This is a genomic window from Thermobifida fusca YX, assembly GCF_000012405.1.
Taxonomy (GTDB): Bacteria; Actinomycetota; Actinomycetes; order Streptosporangiales; family Streptosporangiaceae; genus Thermobifida; species Thermobifida fusca.
Map to the genome: position 1 here is coordinate 2,132,210 of NC_007333.1, position 17,336 is coordinate 2,149,545.

General features: G+C 69.9%; 16 protein-coding genes. 3 read left to right on the plus strand and 13 right to left on the minus strand.

Annotated elements, in window-relative coordinates; genetic code table 11:
• Positions 1 to 40: 40 nt before the first annotated feature.
• The 7 genes from TFU_RS09000 to TFU_RS09025 form a co-directional block, all read right to left on the minus strand.
• Positions 41 to 1,171: a hypothetical protein gene (locus TFU_RS09000; RefSeq protein WP_011292252.1), complete on the minus strand. Its 1,131-nt coding sequence runs from the start codon at positions 1,169 to 1,171 to the stop codon at positions 41 to 43.
• Complete coding sequence (locus TFU_RS16190; protein ID WP_011292253.1) at positions 1,171 to 1,656, minus strand: hypothetical protein; 486 nt, start codon at positions 1,654 to 1,656, stop codon at positions 1,171 to 1,173. The genes TFU_RS09000 and TFU_RS16190 overlap by 1 nt, the downstream gene beginning before the upstream one ends.
• Positions 1,638 to 2,744: a hypothetical protein gene (locus TFU_RS09005; RefSeq protein ID WP_011292254.1), complete on the minus strand. Its 1,107-nt coding sequence runs from the start codon at positions 2,742 to 2,744 to the stop codon at positions 1,638 to 1,640. Before TFU_RS09005 ends, TFU_RS16190 begins: the two co-directional genes overlap by 19 nt.
• Positions 2,741 to 4,510 (minus strand): HSP90 family protein, encoded by a 1,770-nt coding sequence (locus tag TFU_RS09010; RefSeq protein ID WP_370491938.1) that lies wholly within the window; start codon positions 4,508 to 4,510, stop codon positions 2,741 to 2,743. Before TFU_RS09010 ends, TFU_RS09005 begins: the two co-directional genes overlap by 4 nt.
• 189 nt (positions 4,511 to 4,699) lie before the next feature.
• Positions 4,700 to 5,938: a cysteine--1-D-myo-inosityl 2-amino-2-deoxy-alpha-D-glucopyranoside ligase gene (gene mshC, locus TFU_RS09015; protein WP_011292256.1), complete on the minus strand. Its 1,239-nt coding sequence runs from the start codon at positions 5,936 to 5,938 to the stop codon at positions 4,700 to 4,702.
• Between the two features lie 62 nt (positions 5,939 to 6,000).
• On the minus strand, positions 6,001 to 6,195 hold the full coding sequence (locus tag TFU_RS09020; protein WP_016188850.1) for a hypothetical protein: 195 nt from the start codon (positions 6,193 to 6,195) through the stop codon (positions 6,001 to 6,003).
• A gap of 102 nt (positions 6,196 to 6,297) precedes the next feature.
• The gene (locus TFU_RS09025; protein WP_011292257.1) at positions 6,298 to 7,119 is read right to left on the minus strand and encodes an NRDE family protein; all 822 of its coding nucleotides are present in this window, start codon (positions 7,117 to 7,119) and stop codon (positions 6,298 to 6,300) included.
• 135 nt (positions 7,120 to 7,254) lie between these two features.
• Between TFU_RS09025 and TFU_RS09030 the strand changes: the two genes are divergently transcribed.
• Positions 7,255 to 9,678 carry an HAD-IC family P-type ATPase gene (locus TFU_RS09030; protein WP_011292258.1) on the plus strand — a complete coding sequence of 808 codons (2,424 nt, stop codon included), beginning with the start codon at positions 7,255 to 7,257 and terminating at the stop codon, positions 9,676 to 9,678.
• Between the two features lie 14 nt (positions 9,679 to 9,692).
• Here the strand turns inward: TFU_RS09030 and TFU_RS09035 are convergent, their stop codons facing one another.
• The 4 genes from TFU_RS09035 to TFU_RS09050 form a co-directional block, all read right to left on the minus strand.
• A complete protein-coding gene (locus TFU_RS09035) occupies positions 9,693 to 10,442 on the minus strand; it encodes an SCO1664 family protein (protein WP_011292259.1) in 750 nt (249 codons plus the stop codon).
• 27 nt (positions 10,443 to 10,469) lie between these two features.
• Positions 10,470 to 11,036, minus strand: coding sequence for a DUF3090 domain-containing protein (locus TFU_RS09040; RefSeq protein ID WP_011292260.1), 567 nt, complete (start codon positions 11,034 to 11,036; stop codon positions 10,470 to 10,472).
• A gap of 62 nt (positions 11,037 to 11,098) precedes the next feature.
• Complete coding sequence (locus TFU_RS09045; RefSeq protein ID WP_011292261.1) at positions 11,099 to 11,800, minus strand: histidine phosphatase family protein; 702 nt, start codon at positions 11,798 to 11,800, stop codon at positions 11,099 to 11,101.
• Between the two features lie 10 nt (positions 11,801 to 11,810).
• Positions 11,811 to 12,689 carry an undecaprenyl-diphosphate phosphatase gene (locus tag TFU_RS09050; RefSeq protein ID WP_011292262.1) on the minus strand — a complete coding sequence of 293 codons (879 nt, stop codon included), beginning with the start codon at positions 12,687 to 12,689 and terminating at the stop codon, positions 11,811 to 11,813.
• A gap of 161 nt (positions 12,690 to 12,850) precedes the next feature.
• On the opposite strand from TFU_RS09050, the gene TFU_RS09055 reads away from it, so the two are divergent.
• A complete protein-coding gene (locus TFU_RS09055) occupies positions 12,851 to 13,807 on the plus strand; it encodes an aldo/keto reductase (RefSeq protein WP_011292263.1) in 957 nt (318 codons plus the stop codon).
• Positions 13,808 to 13,918: 111 nt separating this feature from the next.
• Complete coding sequence (locus tag TFU_RS09060) at positions 13,919 to 15,664, plus strand: AAA family ATPase (protein ID WP_011292264.1); 1,746 nt, start codon at positions 13,919 to 13,921, stop codon at positions 15,662 to 15,664.
• A 74-nt stretch (positions 15,665 to 15,738) separates the two neighbouring features.
• On the opposite strand, the gene TFU_RS09065 is transcribed toward TFU_RS09060, so the two are convergent.
• Positions 15,739 to 16,491: an SDR family NAD(P)-dependent oxidoreductase gene (locus TFU_RS09065; RefSeq protein WP_011292265.1), complete on the minus strand. Its 753-nt coding sequence runs from the start codon at positions 16,489 to 16,491 to the stop codon at positions 15,739 to 15,741.
• A gap of 74 nt (positions 16,492 to 16,565) precedes the next feature.
• Positions 16,566 to 17,330, minus strand: coding sequence for an enoyl-ACP reductase FabI (gene fabI / locus TFU_RS09070; RefSeq protein WP_011292266.1), 765 nt, complete (start codon positions 17,328 to 17,330; stop codon positions 16,566 to 16,568).
• Positions 17,331 to 17,336 lie beyond the last annotated feature (6 nt).

The window sequence follows — 17,336 nt, forward strand, 5'->3', positions numbered from 1 at the left end:
TCACCCTTTTGTGGACGGACCGTTTTCCCGCCCCCGCACCCTACCGCGCGTCTTCTGCTTCGTCGGCGGCTTCCCGCATTCTCGCCAGGAATTTCAGGTATTCGGCTGCCCTCTGTTCGTCGACTTCGCGAAACAGGGCGTACGCCTTTTCGGCTTCGGCCACCGCTGCGGTGAGCAAGCCCTCAGCCGCCATGATGCGGGCCTTACTGTGGTGCAGTAAGCCACGCTGGTTTTTCAGGTGCTCGGCAGGGATGCGCAGTTCGGGGTGGGCCTCCGCCCGTTTCAGCCACTGCTCGGCCTGCTGGTGGGCGGTGTGCGCGTCCGCAACCCGGTGGGCGAGGAGCAGCGCGACCGCCCGGCAGTAGTGCTGCTCGTAGACCTGGTACGGCTCGTCGAGTTCCTCCCACAGCACGGCGGTGGCGGCGTGGCGTTCGGCTGCCTCCGTGTGGCGGCCCATCCGGCTCAGCACGCGGGCAGCTTCCACGTGGAGGACCGCGGTCTGCGCCGGGTCGTCCTCCATAGCGATGATCTCGTCCCAGCGGGCCAGGGCGTCCTCCAGTTCCCCGAGTTCACCAAGGGAGCGGGCGAGGATTTCCCGCACTGCTTTGCGGTCGACGGAAACGAGATGCTGTTCTGCTGCCAGGATCTCCTCAGCGGCTTCCGCAGCCTCGAAGTAGCGTTCGATGGCGTGGTAGGCGCGGGCCAGCAGCACCTTGGCGTGCGCGGCCATCGGAGCGATCCCGAGCGCGGTGGCCTGGGCGACTGCTTCCGCCAAGACAACCGCGGCCTGCTCGTACTCCTGGTCTTCGCACAGCCACTGGCCGCGGGTGAGCAGCACACTGGTCTCCGCTCCGGGAGGAAGGTCGGGGATCAGGTGGGCTTCGGCTTCCTCTAGCGCCTGCCAGGCAGCGTCCCACGCGTCCTGGCCGCTCGCGCGCAGCAACTGGGCGTGGCGGCATGCGGCCTCGACGACCAGGCGCGGGCTTCCGCTGTCCCGGGCTTCTCTCCTGGCCTGGGCGAGCAGGGCCTCCTGTTCGGGGAACGGGGCGTGTGTTGCGGCACTGATGGTGGCGAGGAGCAGCAGCACCTGGGCCCGCGCGGTCGCGTCAGCGTCGGGGTAGCCGCTCTCTTCCAGCAGCTTTCGGGCGTGGGCAAGCTCACCGCGGAACATCAGTGCGCGGCGAGCCGGATGCGGGCGCCCACCCGCTGGGTGGGGGTGCCGTGCTCGTCCAGGTAGGCGACCGCCTGCTGCAGGAGGGCCAGCCCTTCAGTCCTGTTCCCGTCCTCGGCCAGGGACTGGCCGAGCAGGCTGAGGACCCGGTGCCGGTCGGCGTCGAGCTGTGCGGCAGCGTAGTGGTCGGCAGCGGCCCGGTAGTGCTCGACGGCTGCTGCGTGGTCCCCGTCCATGTCGTGGAACCATCCTTCGGCTTCCGCGCGTCGGCCCCGGGCCCAGGACGGCAGTTCGACGCCGACGGTGAGCTCGTCGAAACGGCGCCAGGCAGCCCGGGCCTGTTCCTTGCGCCAGGTGCGGCGCCACTGCTCAGCCTGGTCGAGGAGGTCCTGCCAGGTGTCGGCGAGCGGTTCAGGCAGCGGCTCCGGTGAGGCTGCGGCGGGGCGGGGGCGTGGTGCGTACTCGGTCAGTGGGAGTTCCGCCACGACCGGTTCGGCGGCAAGGCGGTCGCGGATCCTCGTGCTCTGCGCGGTGGTGCCGTTGCGCGCGTCGAACCGGGCGGCGAGCGCCAAGGCGTGGTCCCGCATCTGGTCGCGCAGTTCGGTGACGCGGAGCTCCGCGGCGGGGCGGTCCTGGTGCGCGGGACGGCGCACGGTGAGGTCGCCGTGCCCGCATGCGGCGAGCCGGTCCAGCAGTAGCGCGGCAGAGGCCGCGAACTCCATGGCGTCCATCGGGCTGGGGGTGCGTCCAACGCGCCCAGGTGCCGTTCCAGGAGTTCCAGGCCCCGCGCGTGGTTCCCGGTTACGGCGCAGAAGAACAGGTGGGTGCCGAGGGAGAAGAGGTAGCGCGTCTCATAGCGTCGGTGCACCCGGTAGGTGCGGCGATGGGCGTCGACTGCCGCCTCGTAGCGGCCGGTGCGCAGGTAGGGCTCGATGAGGGCGCTCAGGATGCCTTGCGGCTGTTCGACACAGGTGAGTTCCCCGGAGAGTACCGGTTCGGCGATGGCGATCGCCTCCGCGTGGGCTCCCCGCCACGCCAGATGGAAGGCCATAGCCGTGGGGACGCAGCCCGCACAGTCGGAGCTTTCGTCCTGGGGGGCGGTGCGCCACCGTTCGAACTCGGCGTCCGCGGTCGCCACGTCGCCGATGTGGCGGGCCACCTGGCAGCGCAGGCCGTGGACGGGGTGCAGGCTGTAGCCGCTTTCCCGGTAGCGGCGCTCCATATCGTCGAGCAGCGCATAGGTGCGGTCGAGCGGGATCTCCGGAAAATCGGTCAGTGCGGCGATGATCCACTTGAACTGCCACAGCAGCCGGTGGTGCGCTTCGGGGCCGTAGCGGGCGGGGTCCGCGTCGAAGGCGGTGAGGCAGCGGGTGAAGGTTGTCATCGCCCGCGCCGGCTCGCCCCCGTACTTGTACGCCTCGGTGAGGGACATCCGCAGGTGGAACACGTCTTCTTCGGTGGCGCCGCCGCGGATGGCCAGATCCAGGGCTTTCTCCAGGCCGGTGGTGCGGGCCCTGCCGTAGGGCAGGGCTAGTGACTGCTGGGTGAGGGTGCGCCAGTTCAGCTCGGTCACTGCTCTCTACTCCTCGGATTCTGTGGGGCAGCCCAGTCCAGCAATCCGAGGAACGACCGGTTGAGGACTGCGCTGTCGGCCGGGCGCAGCGGGTGGCGGCCCTGCAACAGGGCTTGGCCGTAGAGGGCCTGGACTGCCACGGTGATCAGGTCGGGGTCGGTGAGGGTGGTGATCCGCCGGGTCAGGGGGTTGGCATGGTTGAGCACGAGACGGTTCTGGTCGGCGGCGAGGGCGGGTTCGAGGGCGCCGAGCACGTCGGCCCAGAGCGGGTCGGCCTCGGCCCGGGATTCGGCGAGTTCTCTGCGGTGTTCCGCGGCCCGGCTGGTCAGGTACAGCGCGGGCAGGGAAGCGGGGGCGTAGCTGCGGAGCAGTACCGTGCAGCCGAGGGAGTCGAGGGCGCGTTCCGCGACGTGGAGGAAGTCGCGGAGCCGCAATTCGGTTTCTGACGGCAGCCTGCCGAAGCGGGTGGTGAGCTCGCCGGGGTCCAGTGGGCGGAGCAGAGCGGCGCCCTGCCGGTCGCTGAGGCGGGAGATGATCTCGGTGTCGTAGACGTAGCCCGCGTTGACGAGACCCACGCCTTGGGCGGCGGCGACCGCGGACAGGCTGCGGAACTCGTCGATGTCGGACGTGTAACGGACTTCGGAGTGGCGTCGGGTGAACTCTGCCAGGGGCATCGTTCCGGAACTGGTTTCGAAGTCCAGCCAGCGGTACACCAGGTCCAGCATGGTGTCGTCGTGCGCGGCCAGCGCTTTCACACCGACGTGGTGGAGCTGCAGGAAGCGGCGGAGCTCTTCCGGTCTGCTGTGGGCGAGGGTGAGCAGCCAGTCGCGGATCTGCTCCCCTAGTGTGTCGCAGACCTGTCCGAGCAGGTCGTCGTCGTAGAGGGCTTCGCGGTTGGCGGTGGGACGCAGTTCTTCGGCGTCGACGACGCAGCGCACAAAAAACGCCCACTCGGGCAGCAGGTCGGTGACGTTGTCGGCGAGCAGCATGCGTTTGAGGTAGACCCGGTGGGCGGCGCGCACCGTGGGGTTGGCCGCGTGCGGGAGCACGAACGCTACTCCCCGCAACCCGGCCGCGGCCGCTTCCAGGTCGATCACGTCCAGCGGTGCAAAACCGAACACTGCCTGGCAGTAGTCGGCGAGCGCGGCGCGGCGGCGCACCGGGGTCGGGTAGGTCCGGCGCCACGGCGGTTCCCCTTCCGTGACAAGGGTGTCCCCGACTCGGAGTTCCACGGGGAGGAATGCGCCGTAGTGGCGGGCGAGGTTCGCGACAGTGGAGGCGGCGAACCATTCCTCAGCGTCGCGGCGGGGCCGCAGGATGACGGTGGTGCCGACTTCGTTGCGTTCTTCTTCGGCTTCCTCGACCAGGTAGCGTCCGTCGGAGTAGCCGACCCAGCGGATCGTGGGGCCGCCGTGCATGGAGCGGGTCAGCACTTCGATCTCGTCGGCGACGAGGAATCCGGAGAGCAGCCCGATTCCGAACTGGCCGAGGAATTCGTGGCGGGCGTAGCCGAGCTCGTCGCGTTTGCTGGACCGGCCGATAGTGGCGAGGAGTTCGTGGATCTGCGGTTCGGTCAGGCCCACCCCGGTGTCGTGGACCCGCAGGCTGCCTTCACCGGTGTGTTCGGGGGTCTCGATGTGGATCCGGGCGGGGGCGTCCGGCTCTTCGGCGCGCCGCGCGGTCACGGCGTCGACACCGTTCTGCAGCAGTTCGCGCAGGTAGACGCGGGGACTGGAGTATAGGTGTCGACTGAGGAGATCGACCACCCCCGCAGGTCTACTTGGAACGCGCGTTCGGTCACGGTCCGCCCTTTCCAGCCGCTGGGGCGTTGTTCTCTCGTACAAAGACGAGCGAACTATAACGGTGCGCAACGACGTTTCGCGCTGTGCTTTCGGTTTCCTGCGGCTGGTGCGGGCGCCAACGGTGGGCCGGGACACTGTCCCGGCCCACCGGACTCAGCGGTCGAGGGCCACTCCGAGCAGGGTGTCGACGGTGGTGCGCATGAGCGCGGGCGCGTCCGGATCGTCTCCGCTGCCGCTCAGGGCTGCGTCCGCCCACTCGTCGACCGCGGCCAGCGCGGTGGCCGTGTCCAAGTCGTCGGCGAGGGCGCTGCGCACCCGGGCCAGGAGCGGCCGGGCGTCGGGGGCGTTCTCCACTGCGGCGGCGGCCCGCCAGCGCTCCAGCCGCTGCTCAGCGGTGCGCAAGTCGGCGTCGGTCCACTCCCAGGCCGTGCGGTAGTGGTGGGCCAGCAGGGCCAGGCGGATCGCCATCGGGTCAGTGCCCGCCTTGCGGAGCTGGGAGACGAACACCAGGTTGCCCCGCGACTTGGACATCTTCTCGCCGTCCAGGCCGACCATGGCCACGTGGAGGTAGTGGCGGGCCTGGGGGCGGCTGCCCGTGGCACAGCAGGCTTCGGCGGCTCCCATCTCGTGGTGCGGGAAGATCAGGTCGTCGCCGCCGCCGTTGAGGTCGAAGCCCATGCCGAGTTCGTGCACGGAGATCGCGCTGCACTCCACGTGCCAGCCGGGACGTCCGCGGCCCAGCGGAGTGTCCCAGGCGGGTTCGCCGGGGCGTTCCGCCCGCCACAGCAGCCAGTCCAGCGGGTCTTTCTTGCCCGCGCGACCCGGGTCGCCGCCGCGTTCGGCGAAGAGCTCCAGCATGGCGGTGCGGTCCAGCTGGGAGAGGCTACCGAAGCCGGGGGCGTCGGCAGCGGAGAAGTAGATGTCGCCGTCGACTTCATAGGTGACCCCTTGCGCGCGGAGGCGGGCCACGAAGTCGGCGATGAGGTCCATCGACTCGACGACTCCGAGGAAGGCGCGGGGCGGCAGGATACGCAGCGCCGCCATGTCCTCACGGAAGACTTGGATCTCCCGCGCGGCGAGCTCTTGCCAATCCTGTCCAGTGGCTGCGGCCCGCTCCAGCAGCGGGTCGTCGATGTCGGTGATGTTCTGCACGTAGTCGACCGTGTGTCCGGCATCCCGCCACACCCGGTTGACCAGGTCGAAGGTGAGGTAGGTGAAGGCGTGGCCTAGATGGGCGGCGTCGTAGGGGGTGATCCCGCAGACGTACATCCGCGCGGTGGCCCCCGGGGTGATGGTGCGGCGGGAGCCGGTGACGGTGTCGTGGACACTGAGCGGCCCGCCGTGGTCCGGCAGGGCGACGACTGTGGGCGCAGGCCAGGAACGCATGACCATGAGGTTATCTGCCGCCCCTAGCGGCCCGGTAGGCGGGACGGCTGCTTTCCCCGTCTGCTTCCTCACGGCCTGGGCGGTCCGACAGCATCCTCCCGACGTGCGGACTGGGTGATGAACCGCATGCTCAGCGCGACCCCGATCAGGCACAGTCCTGCCAGTACCGGGTTGCCGTGTGCCCAGTGCCACAGCACCGCCCCTAGCGCCACCACGTACAGCAGCCAGTAGGCGGCGTTCTCCCATACCCACGGTTTGTCCACGGTGCACCTCACCTTCTCGGCCGCGGACGGCTCCGGCTGCCGTATTTCCGGTCAGGTCACTGTTACGGACGTATGCGACCGGAGTGAGGTTTACCGGTCGGCTTAGCGGATGAGCGACCAAGCTGCGGGATCGCCGGGGGTGTCGGTGAAGGCGTAGCGCAGCACGGTGAGGGTGAGGGCCAGCAGGGTGACCGAATTGGTGGCCCACACGCGGCCGTCCGGCAGTTCGAGCCGGGCGACCAGGGAGGTTCTGTCGTCCCCTCCCCCGCTTGCGGAGTGGGCGGTATCCGCAGCGGCTTCGTCCAGCAGGCGCACCCAGTCCCCCCAGATCTCGCGGATGTCCGACGAGGTGCGCAGCACGTCCTCGGACGGGGCAGGCCGGGTTGCAGCGAACCGTGGACCGTGCTGGGCGGCGCGCGGCGCGGTGGCGTCCAGCCCGGTGTTGACGACGACGGTCACGCCGGGCGCGAGTTTCTCCTCGGTCAGGTCGGAGCCGTCCCAGCTCACCAGGGCGGCTTGCTCGGGGTCGGCGATGACGAGGTGGAACGGGTCGAAGGCCCGCAGCTCGTCCCGGCCCAGGCCCAGGGTGCCCGTGGCGGCGGCCCGCAGCGGAAGCTCGCCCCGGCTGCGGCGGGTCACTCCCGGAGGCACGGTGGAGTCGAACACGGGCCGCCGTCCCGTAGCGGTGAGTTTCTCCACCCGCCCGTTGAGTATTGCGGCCACGCGCGGCGTTGCCGACTCAGGGGGTGCAACCGCCAGCCAGGTGCCGCCGGCCTGGGCGTCGCGACCACCGATGAGGTGCGGCCACTGCGGCCAGTGCTGTCCTGGCCGGTCAAACGGGCGGTCCACCATTTCGTCGCGGAGGGCGGCCAGCACAATCGGGACGGGAGCGGTGGGATCGAATCCCACAATGGCGGTACACATTGGGACTGCTCCTCAGTGTCACCGGGCAACGGGAGCGAACGCGCACCGTCAGCGTCTCCCGTAGGCTCTGGCTGCGCGCCGCGGCTCCGATTGTCGCAGCACGCTTTCTTCCAGTATGGGACGGGATGGTGGTCGATGGTCCAGCAGGACGGGCAGGCGGCGCTACCGGAGGCTTCTGACGTCGGATTGACCTCTGCGCAGGCCGCGCAGCGGCTGGCTGCCGGACTAGGCAACGATGTTCCGGTGCGGGCCAGCCGCACCGTCGGGCAGATCATCCGGGCCAACGTCTTCACGCGGATCAACGCGATGGTGGCGGTGCTGTTCGGAGTGATCGCGGTCATCGGGCCGGTCCAAGACGGGCTGTTTGCCCTCGTCATCGTGATCAACACCCTGGTCGGCATCGTCCAGGAGCTGCGCGCGAAAAAGACCCTGGACTCGTTGGCGATCATCAATGCGGCCCGGCCGCGGGTGGTCCGCGACGGGGTAGCGGTGGAGGTGCGCCCCCAGGAGGTGGTGCTCGACGATGTGATCGAGCTGGGGTCCGGGGACCAGGCCGTGGTGGACGGGGTTGTGGTGTCCGCCTCCGGTCTGGAAGTGGACGAGTCGCTGCTGACCGGGGAAGCGGACCCGGTCCTCAAACAGCCCGGCGACCCGATCCTGTCAGGCAGTTTCGTTGTGGCGGGCAGCGGCCGGTTCCGGGCCACTCGGGTGGGCCGTGACGCATACGCGGCCCGGATCACGGAGGAGGCGTCCCGGTTCTCCCTGGTCCGTTCGGAGCTCCGCTCCGGGGTGGACCGGATCCTGCGGTTCATCACCTGGCTGCTGTTCCCTATCGGCGGTCTGCTGCTGTACAGCCAGTTGTTCTTGGATGCGCACGTCACCGCGGAAGTCTCGGCGGGCGGCACTATTTCCGGGCCGTTCGCGGATGCGTTGCGCGGCACGGTGGCCGCGCTGGTGTCGATGGTCCCGGAAGGGCTGGTGCTGCTGATCAGCATCGCTTTCGCGGTGGGGGTGATCCGGCTGGGACGGCGGCGCTGCCTGGTGCAGGAGCTGCCCGCGATCGAAGGGCTGGCCCGGGTGGACGTCGTCTGCACCGACAAGACCGGCACGCTCACCGAGGCGGGGATGCGGCTGGCGGAAGTACGGCCGTTGGACGCTGCCGCGGACGCGGACGCGTTGACCGAGGTGCTCGCCGCGCTTGCCGCGGCCGACCCGCACCCCAATCCGAGCATGGCCGCGATCCGCGACTCCTGCGGCACGCCCCCGGACTGGCCGGTGGCCGCGGTACGGCCGTTCTCCTCGGCACGCCGGTGGAGCGGGGCGAGTTTCACGACGCCGCAAGGGAAGCAGCATTGGGTGCTGGGTGCGCCTGAAGTGCTGGCGGACGCCGACTCGCCAGCGGTGGCGGCCGCTGCCCGGACGGCGGCGCAGGGCCTGCGAGTGCTGCTGCTGGGACGGGCCGACGCAGCCGTAGACGGCCCTCACCAGGTGACCCCGATGGCCCTGGTCGTGCTCGAGCAGCGGGTGCGGCCCGACTCGGCGCCGACCCTCGACTACTTCGCCCGCCAGGATGTGGCGGTCAAAGTGGTCTCCGGGGACAACGCGGCCTCCGTGGCCGCGGTCGCCCACACTCTGGGGTTGCCCGGCGCAGACCAGCCGGTGGACGCCCGCGACCTCGCCCCGCAGGACGCAGATTTCGCGGAGAAGGTGGAGAAAGCGACCGTGTTCGGCCGGGTGTCCCCGGAGCAGAAGCGGTCCATGGTGGCGGCGCTCCAGCAGCATGGCCACACCGTGGCCATGACCGGGGACGGGGTCAACGACGTGCTCGCGCTCAAAGAAGCCGACATCGGGGTGGCCATGGGGTCGGGGAGTCCCGCGGCTCGGTCGGTCGCGCAGATCGTGCTGCTGGACGACCGGTTTGCGACCCTGCCGCACGTGGTCGCGGAAGGGCGGCGGGTGATCGGGAACATTGAACGGGTCGCCAACCTGTTCCTCACCAAAACCGTGTATTCGATGACGATGGCGACCGTGGTGAGCCTGCTGGCGGTCGCCTACCCGTTCTTCCCCCGCCACGCCACGCTCATCAACGCCGTCACGTTCGGAATCCCCTCGTTCTTCCTCGCGCTGGCGCCCACCACGGAGCGGGCCCGGCCGGGGTTTGTGGCGCGAACGCTGCGGCTGGCCGTGCCCGCAGGGCTCGTCAGTGGACTCGCCGCGATGACCACCTACTTCCTGGTGTTGGACGGGGCGGACACTCCCACGCTGGCCGACCGTACGGCGGTACTGATCACGCTGTGTGCCACCACGCTGTGGGTGCTGCTGCTCGTGGCCCGCCCTTATGTGTGGTGGAAGGCGGTGCTGGTCGCTGCCATGGTGGGGCTGCTGCTGGCAGCGCTGCTCACCCCCGTGGGGCAGGCGTTCTTCGCGTTGGATATGAGCGACCCCGCTGCGGTGGGCACCGCGTTGGCGGTGGCGGGGGTAGCGGCCGCGATCATCACCGTGATCCGCGTCGTGGACGCCCGGTGGCTCTCCCGGGAACGGGACACCCGGGATTCCTGAGCGTGCGGTCGGGATCAGATCGGCGGCCAGGGCAGCGCAGGCCAGTCCTCGGGAGGGTAGGGGTGGATGCGGTGCTCGCAGAGCACTTCGACGCGGCGCAGTGTCGCATACCGTTCCTGCGGGGTCAGGTGGCGAGCGAGGACACGGGCCACGTCGCTGCCCGGGTCCTGGAGCATCGCCCGAAGCGCGTCAAGCCGTACCACGGCCGGTTCGGGCAGCGGCTGACCCGCCCACTGCCACAGCACGGTGCGCAGCTTGTACTCCGCGGAGAACGACACTCCGTGATCACAGCCGTAGAGGTGGCCGTTCGGGGTGGGCAGCAGGTGGCCGATCTTCCGGTCAGAGTTGTTGATGACCGCGTCGAAGACCGCCATCAGCCGCAGTTGGGGGTTGGTGCTGTCCCGGGCGAGCGCGACCAGGTCCACGCTGGTGTCCGCAGCGATCCACAACTGCACCATGCCGGGGCCGTGCGGGGCGTCCTCCCGGTAGACGGTGGGCGGGACGAGGTTCCAGCCCAATGCTTGGGACACCGCGTGCGCGGAGACCTCGCGTCCAGCGAGTGTGCCGTCCGGGAAGTCCCACAGCGGCCGCTCCCCCGCCACCGGTTTGTACACGCACGCCGCTGTCCGGCTACCGTCGGTCACCTCGCAGTACAGGGTGGTGTTGGAGGCTCCGGTAAGCCTGCCCAGCACGGTGAGACGCCCGTAGCGCAGCAGAGTGAGGTCCTCGTCGTCGGTGGGGCGGCCGTGCGGTGCCGCGGTCATGGAACTCCGTTTCGAGGGGACAACCAGCTACATGATGTGCACGGGACGGTAGCCATTCTGGCGCGGGCAGATGTGCCCGCCGGGGTCGAGGGGGTTGCCGCACAAGGGGCAGTTGGGGCGGCCCGCTGCGACCACGCGCCGCGCACGCTCCGCAAAAGCCCGGGCTTCCGCGGGGGTGAGGTGGACGCGCAGAACATCGTAGGGCACGTCGTCGGCGAACGCTTGTACTCGGGGGGATTCCCCGCTTTCGTCGGGTCCACGGAGCTGCTGGGCTTCCACGATGACCCGGCGGGTCTGCGCGTCCCAGGCGAGGGCCAGGGTGCCGACCCGGAACTCTTCCTCGATGGGGCGTTGCAGCGGGTCGTTGTCGCTTTCCGCAACCTCGTGCAGGTCGGGTGCGTCCCCGAACCGCCGGCGCACCTCCTCCAGGAGTTCCCCAACGCGTTCCGCCAGCGCAGCCACCTGTGCTTTTTCCAAGACGACGCTGGTGATACGACCGCCTTCCACCGCTTGGAGAAAGAAGGTGCGTTCCCCGGGCGGACCGACGGTGCCGACGACGAACCGGTCCGGGGAGTCGTACTGGTATAGGGGCATCGACGGGGACTCCGTGGATGGGTCTGGGTTTGTGCTTGGTGGGCTTGACTCTTCCTTTTCTATCAGGCTTCTCCTGCCCCGCCACCGACGACGGCGTCCCCCGTGGCGTCCTCAGGGGGCCGCAGCCCTGCCGTGCCGCCTCCCACGTCGTTGATCCGGAGCACGAACGGGCGCAGCCTGGTGTAGCGGACCGCGCTCAGCGAGCACGGGTCGATCTGGATGCGCTGGAACTGGTCGAGGTGCAGGCCGAGCGCGTCAGCCAGAATCGCTTTGATCACATCCCCGTGGCTGCACACCAGGTAGACGGGCGTGTCGTGCTGGGCGAGCAGCCGCGTGTTGTAGTCGTGCACGGCCGAGACCGCGCGGTGCGCGGTCTCGGCGAGGCTTTCTCCTCCGGGGAAGCGCGCGGCACTGGGGTAGGCCTGGACGACCGGCCACAGGTCGTCCTTGGCAAGCTCGGTGAGGGGGCGTCCGGTCCACTCTCCGTAGCGACACTCTCCGAACCGCTCGTCCACGGTGACGGGCACGCCGACCGTGTCGGCGACCGCTTGTGCGGTTTCCACGCAGCGTTCCAGCGGGCTGCTGACAATGGCGTCCACGCGGAGGGACGCCAGCCGCTGCGCGAGCGCCGCTGCCTGGGCCCGGCCCCGCTCGTCCAAGTGGATGCCGGGCGTCCATCCTGCCAGTGTCTTCCCGGTGGCCGCGGTCAGACCGTGCCGCACCAGCAGGAGGGTCACGGCCGCGGTCCTGGATGAGTTCGCCATGCCCCGTACCCTAGTGAGTCGCTTCGGCTGCGGTCACCGAAGCCGCGCTGCCTTCGAACTCCGCTCCGGATTCGGGGGTCAGCACGCCGAAGCTGACCAGGGCGAGGATGAGGATGCCCAAGGCGATCCGGTAGTAGACGAACGGCATGAAGCTGTTGGTGGAGATGAACCGCATGAACCAGGCGATCACCGCGTAGCCGACAGCGAACGCCACCAGGGTGCCGACGATCGTGGCGCCCACGCCCGCGTACTCGTTGCCGCCGATGTCCTTGAGCTTGTAGAGCCCGGACGCGAACACGGCGGGCATGGCGAGCAGGAAGGCGTAGCGGGCGGCGGCTTCCCGTTTGAAACCCATGAGCATGCCACCGGTGACAGTGGCACCGGACCGGGAGACGCCGGGGATCAGCGCGAGCATCTGGAACAGCCCGTAGATGAGGCCGCGCTGGGCGTTGAGGTCGGTCAGTTCCCGGTGCTTGCGGGAGTAGCGGTCCACCATCCCCAGCAGGACGCCGAAGACGATCAGGGTGAGCGCGGTCAGCCGCAGGTCCCGGAAGGGCGCGCTGATCTGCTCTTCGAACAGCAGGCCCGCCACCCCGATGGGGATGCTGCCGATGATGACGTACCAGCCCATGCGCGCATCGATGTGTCGGCGCAGCTCCTTGTTGCCCAGGGAACGGAACCACGTCGCCAGGATGTTCCCCACGTCTTTGCGGAAGTAGATCAGCACGGCGAGCTCGGTGCCGATCTGGCTGACCGCGGTGAACGCCGCGCCGGGGTCTGGCCAGCCGGAGAAGGCCGCGACGATACGCAGGTGGCCGCTGGAGGAGATCGGCAGGAACTCGGTTAATCCTTGGACCAGCCCAAGGATGATGGCCTCGATGATGGACACGGCGGATTCGGCTCCTGGTCACAGAAGGGCGACATGATGGGGGGCGTGATGAGGACCGCACCGCGCAGTGCGGAAAGACCCGGGAAGCTTAGCGCGCACCGGGCGTCCACGTGTGGAAGAGCGGTATCGCTCGACTGTCGTGAGACGGTACTCTCCGCGCCATGGAACAGCGACATCTGGGCAGATCGGGCCTGTGGGTCTCCACCATCGCCCTAGGCACGATGACCTGGGGCGAGGATACCGAGGAGGGTGAGGCGGCCGACCTGCTCGCGACGTTTGTGGACGCGGGCGGCACACTCATCGACACCGCCGACATCTACCAAGGCGGGCAGGGAGAACGCATCCTCGGACGGTTGCTGCCCACCGTGGTTCGTCGGGACGACGTGATCATAGCGACCAAAGCGGGGCACTGTCTGGATCGTCGGCGTCCCAGCAACACTTCGCGGCGGCATCTGCTGGCCGCTTTGGAAGCGTCCCTGCGGCGGTTGCAGACCGATTACGTGGACTTATGGCAGCTCCATGTGTACGACCCCACCACGCCGCTGGAGGAAACTCTCGCAGCGGTGGACTCCGCGGTGGCGTCCGGGAAGGCGCGCTATGTGGGGGTGGGGCAGGTGACAGGCTGGCAGTTGGCGCGCTACGCCACCTGGCAGCAGGCGACGCTGGCGTCAGGCAGTTCCCCGATCGTGGCGGTGGGCACCGAGTATTCGCTGCTGAACCGGGAATGCGAGCGGGAGCTGCTGCCGGCCGCCAGAGCCTGCGGAGTGGGAATTCTCGCATGGTCGCCGCTGGGGCGCGGTGTGTTGACCGGCAAGTACCGTACCGGGGTGCCCCGCGATTCGCGGGGCGCGAGCGCGCACATGGCGTCGTTTGTGGAACCCTACTTGGATGAGCAGGGCCGCCGTATCGTGGAGTCGGTGTACACGGCCGCGCAAGGACTGGGCGTGCCCCCGTTGGGGGTGGCGTTGCGTTGGGTGCTCAGCCAGCCGGGGGTGGCTGCGGCGTGCGTGGGGCCGCGCACGGTCGCCCAGTTGTCGGAGATCCTGGCCGCGGAGAACGTGGTGCTGCCCCGGGAGATCAGCGAGGCGCTCGCTGACGCGTCGGCTGCCGCGGTGTGACCGCGGGCCGCGGCTTTGGTTGCGGCGCCGTGAAGCGGAGCGCGCGCCCCACTAAGCTCACGGGGGTGGCTTTCCGCCCGTGTCCGGTCTGAGCCTGTGAGGTTCCCTACCGTGGTCGATCCCTCCCCTGCTGTCCTGGACGATGCTGTTGCGCGGACGCGTGAGGCGCTCACCCGCATGGGGGCGCCTGACCGGCTGGCGGCCCCGCTGGTGGCCGTGCTCGGCCCGGACGCTGCCGCGCGGCTCACCGCTGACCCGTGGCAGTTGCTGGAACTCTCGTCGGTCACCCCTCGCCAAGCGGATTTCTGTGCGCGCACGCTGCTCGGCGCCGCGGCCCGTCCCGACGATCCGCGGCGGGTGCGTGCCCTCGTGGTCCGCCTGGTGCGGCGCGCTGCCCGGGAAGGGCATACCGCGGTCGAGTACGCCCGGGTCGCGCGGGCGCTGCGCAGCCTGGGGGTGACGGCGCCGGACGCGGCAGGGCAGGCGGCCGCTGAGGACGACCGGGTGCGACTCATCGAGGACATGCCGGAGGAGGGGGACGACAGCGAGTTCGACGGTGACCTGCCGGAGCCTCCCGCCCCCGACCGGTTCCTCGCGTTGGCGTCCCTGGGGGAAGCCGAACAGCGGCTGGCCCGGGAGCTGGTCCGGTTGACCGCGAGCGAGCCGATCATGGACTCGGCGACCGCGGCGGAGACCGTGCAAGCGGCGGCGGAGAAGGCAGGCCACGACCCCGCACCCGAGCTGGTGGCCGCCCTAGTCACGGTGGCGTTGCGCGGCGTCACTGTGGTGGTGGCCGGGCCTGCGGCGCAGGAGGCGCGGCTGGCGACGATCCGCTATGCCGCGGCGATCGCCGTGGAGAGCCAGACAGGGATGGCACTGCTTACCCCCCAGGCGAGCGGGGCGGCCGCTCTCAACCGGGTGTTGGCCGAGGAAGGGATACGGGCGCGCACGGTGGCCGCGGCCTTGGACGATCACGCTCTTGCCGAGTGCGGCCTGGTCGTGGTCGACCGGGCCACGGCACTGGACACGGAGACGTTCGCGGCTCTGGCTGCGGCCTGCCCCGGGCACGCGCACTTGGTGCTTCTGGCTGATCCCGCACAGCTGCCTTCGGCGGGGCCCGGGCAGGTGGTGGCCGATCTGATCGCTTCGCGGACTGTGGCGGTGGCTGCCCTGCCGGACGATGCCCGGCCGACGGCGCAGGCGGCGCTGGCCGCTGAGGTCGGCGCGGGTCGGCTGCCGGAGCGGGTGGATGCTCCCGGGCACGAGGTGGTGGTCGTGCCGACCGGGTCGGCGGAGGAGGCCGTGCACCGCACCCTGCAGCTGGTGACGGATTCCATTCCCCGCACGTTCGGTGTAGACCTCGCCCAGGTGCAGGTGGTCACGGCGGCTCCCGACGGTCCGGCCGGTGCTGCCGAGCTCAACGCGGTGTGCAAGGCCCGGTTCAACCCTGGTCCGGGTCTGGTGGGGGGCCTGGATGTGGGCGACCGGGTGCTGTTGGCGGGCCGCGGCCACGGATATGCGCCCGGGGACACGGGTGTGCTGCGCGGGCAGAGCGGGGCCAGCAGCATCGTCGAGCTGGCTGACGGCTCCACGGTCACGGTGACCCAGGCGGCCCATCTGCGCCCGGGGTGGGTGGTGCCGCTGGCGGCCGCACTGGGTGGCACGTGGCCTGCCGTGGTCGTGGTGTTCACCCCGGATGCGGCGCTGTCGCGTCCAGCGGTGCGCACCGCGCTGGCTTTGGGGGAACGGCACGTGTCGATCGTCAACGCGGCCGGGGACGCGCTTGCGAAGGCGGTGCGCGGTGTTCCTGACGTCTCCCGGGCAACCCGGCTGGTGCGGCTCCTCCGCGAGGGGTGAGGCTGTGGGGACTTCCGGGCGCTTGAGGACGCTTCGGGCGTCTGGAGTTGAACCGGTGCAGGCCGCTGGCCGGTTTAGAGGCGGTCCAGGAAACCGCCGTCGACCACCAGGTTGGCGCCGGTGATGAAGCTCGCGGCCGGGCTGGCGAGGAACGCGACCGCCCGGGCGACTTCCTCGGGGCGGCCGAGCCGACCGAACGGGATGCGGGCCCGCACACTCGCGTAGTAGTCGGGGTCGGTGTCCCGCCGCCGGGCCCAGCTGCCGCCTTCGAACTCGATGGGGCCGGGAGAGACGATGTTGACCCGCACGCCCCGGGGTGCCAGCGCCCGGGCCAAGGCGGTGGCGTGGTGGTTGAGGGCTGCTTTGACCGCGCCGTAGGGCTTGGGACCGGACGGTGCGGTGACGTGCAGCGCAGAAGTGCTGGAGATGAGGATGACTGCGCCGCCGCGTTGGGAGGAGGCGAGGTGTTCTTGTGCTTGGTCGGTGAGGACCGTGAACGGCAGGATGTCGGTGCGCAGGGCTCCTTCCCATCCCACGGCGCCGCCGCCGGAGACGTTGGAGACGACCACGTCGAGGCCGCCGAGTTCGGCTGCTGCCTCGTCGACGAACGCGCGCAGCGCCGGGGCGTCGGCGACGTCCACTTCCCGGGCCATGACGATCGCGCCGGTCTCGCGCAACTGTCGTGCCGCGACTTCCAGCGGTGCCCGGGTGCGGGCGCAGATCGCCAGGTTGGCGCCTTCTTCAGCGAAGACTTGGGCGATCGCCCGGCCGATCCCCCGGCTTGCTCCGGTGACCAGCACCGCGGCACCACGCAGTCCCAGCTCCATGCCCGTCTCCTCTCGTCCGTGCCCGTACGTCGGCTCCCGGGACGCGACTACCCGGGAGCCGACCGTTCACCGGATCATGCGCCGGTGGAGTGGAATCCTCCGTCGACGTGCACGATCTCCCCGGTTGTGGCGGGGAACCAGTCCGACAGCAGGGCCACGACCGCGCGGGCCGCGGGTTCCGGGTCGGTGATGTCCCAGCCCAGCGGGGCGCGCTTCGGCCATTCCGCGGCCAGCTCCTCGAAGCCGGGGATGCTGCGGGCTGCCATGGTGTTCAGCGGCCCGGCCGAGACCAGGTTGACCCGGATCTTCTGCTCACCGAGGTAGCGGGCAAGGTAGCGGGCGGTGGAGGCCAGTCCGGCCTTGGCCACGCCCATCCAGTCGTAGATGGGGTAGGAGACGCTGTTGTCGAAGTCCAGCGCCACCACCGAGCCGCCGTTCTTCATCAGCGGCAGCAGCGCGGTTGTGAGGGATTTGAGGGAGAACGTGGACGTGTGGAGCGCGGTAGCGACGTGCTCCCAGCGGGTGTTGAGGAAGTTGCCGCCGAGCGCCTCCTGCGGGGTGTAGCCGATGGAGTGGACGATGCCGTCGAGCCCGTCGACGTGCTCGGCGACCCGGTCGGCGAGGGTGTCGAGGTGCTCGTCGTTGGTGACGTCCAGTTCGAGAACCGGCGGGGGTTCGGGCAGCCGCTTAGCGATCCGCTCCACGAGAGTGAGCCGACCGTATCCCGTGAGGACCACGGTGGCCCCCTGCTCCTGGCACAGCCGTGCCACGTGGAAGGCGATGGAGGAGTCGGTCAGGACGCCTGTGACCAGGATGCGTTTGCCTTCGAGAATTCCCATGCGTTG

Excerpts from the sequence above, each read along its gene's own strand:
- TFU_RS09000 (WP_011292252.1), bottom strand. The coding sequence starts at position 1,171 with ATGTTCCGCGGTGAGCTTGCCCACGCCCGAAAGCTGCTGGAAGAGAGC.
- mshC (WP_011292256.1), bottom strand. The coding sequence starts at position 5,938 with ATGGTCATGCGTTCCTGGCCTGCGCCCACAGTCGTCGCCCTGCCGGAC.
- TFU_RS09025 (WP_011292257.1), bottom strand. The coding sequence starts at position 7,119 with ATGTGTACCGCCATTGTGGGATTCGATCCCACCGCTCCCGTCCCGATT.
- TFU_RS09030 (WP_011292258.1), top strand. The coding sequence starts at position 7,255 with ATGGTCCAGCAGGACGGGCAGGCGGCGCTACCGGAGGCTTCTGACGTC.
- TFU_RS09035 (WP_011292259.1), bottom strand. The coding sequence starts at position 10,442 with ATGACCGCGGCACCGCACGGCCGCCCCACCGACGACGAGGACCTCACT.
- TFU_RS09040 (WP_011292260.1), bottom strand. The coding sequence starts at position 11,036 with ATGCCCCTATACCAGTACGACTCCCCGGACCGGTTCGTCGTCGGCACC.
- TFU_RS09045 (WP_011292261.1), bottom strand. The coding sequence starts at position 11,800 with ATGGCGAACTCATCCAGGACCGCGGCCGTGACCCTCCTGCTGGTGCGG.
- TFU_RS09055 (WP_011292263.1), top strand. The coding sequence starts at position 12,851 with ATGGAACAGCGACATCTGGGCAGATCGGGCCTGTGGGTCTCCACCATC.
- TFU_RS09065 (WP_011292265.1), bottom strand. The coding sequence starts at position 16,491 with ATGGAGCTGGGACTGCGTGGTGCCGCGGTGCTGGTCACCGGAGCAAGC.
- fabI (WP_011292266.1), bottom strand. The coding sequence starts at position 17,330 with ATGGGAATTCTCGAAGGCAAACGCATCCTGGTCACAGGCGTCCTGACC.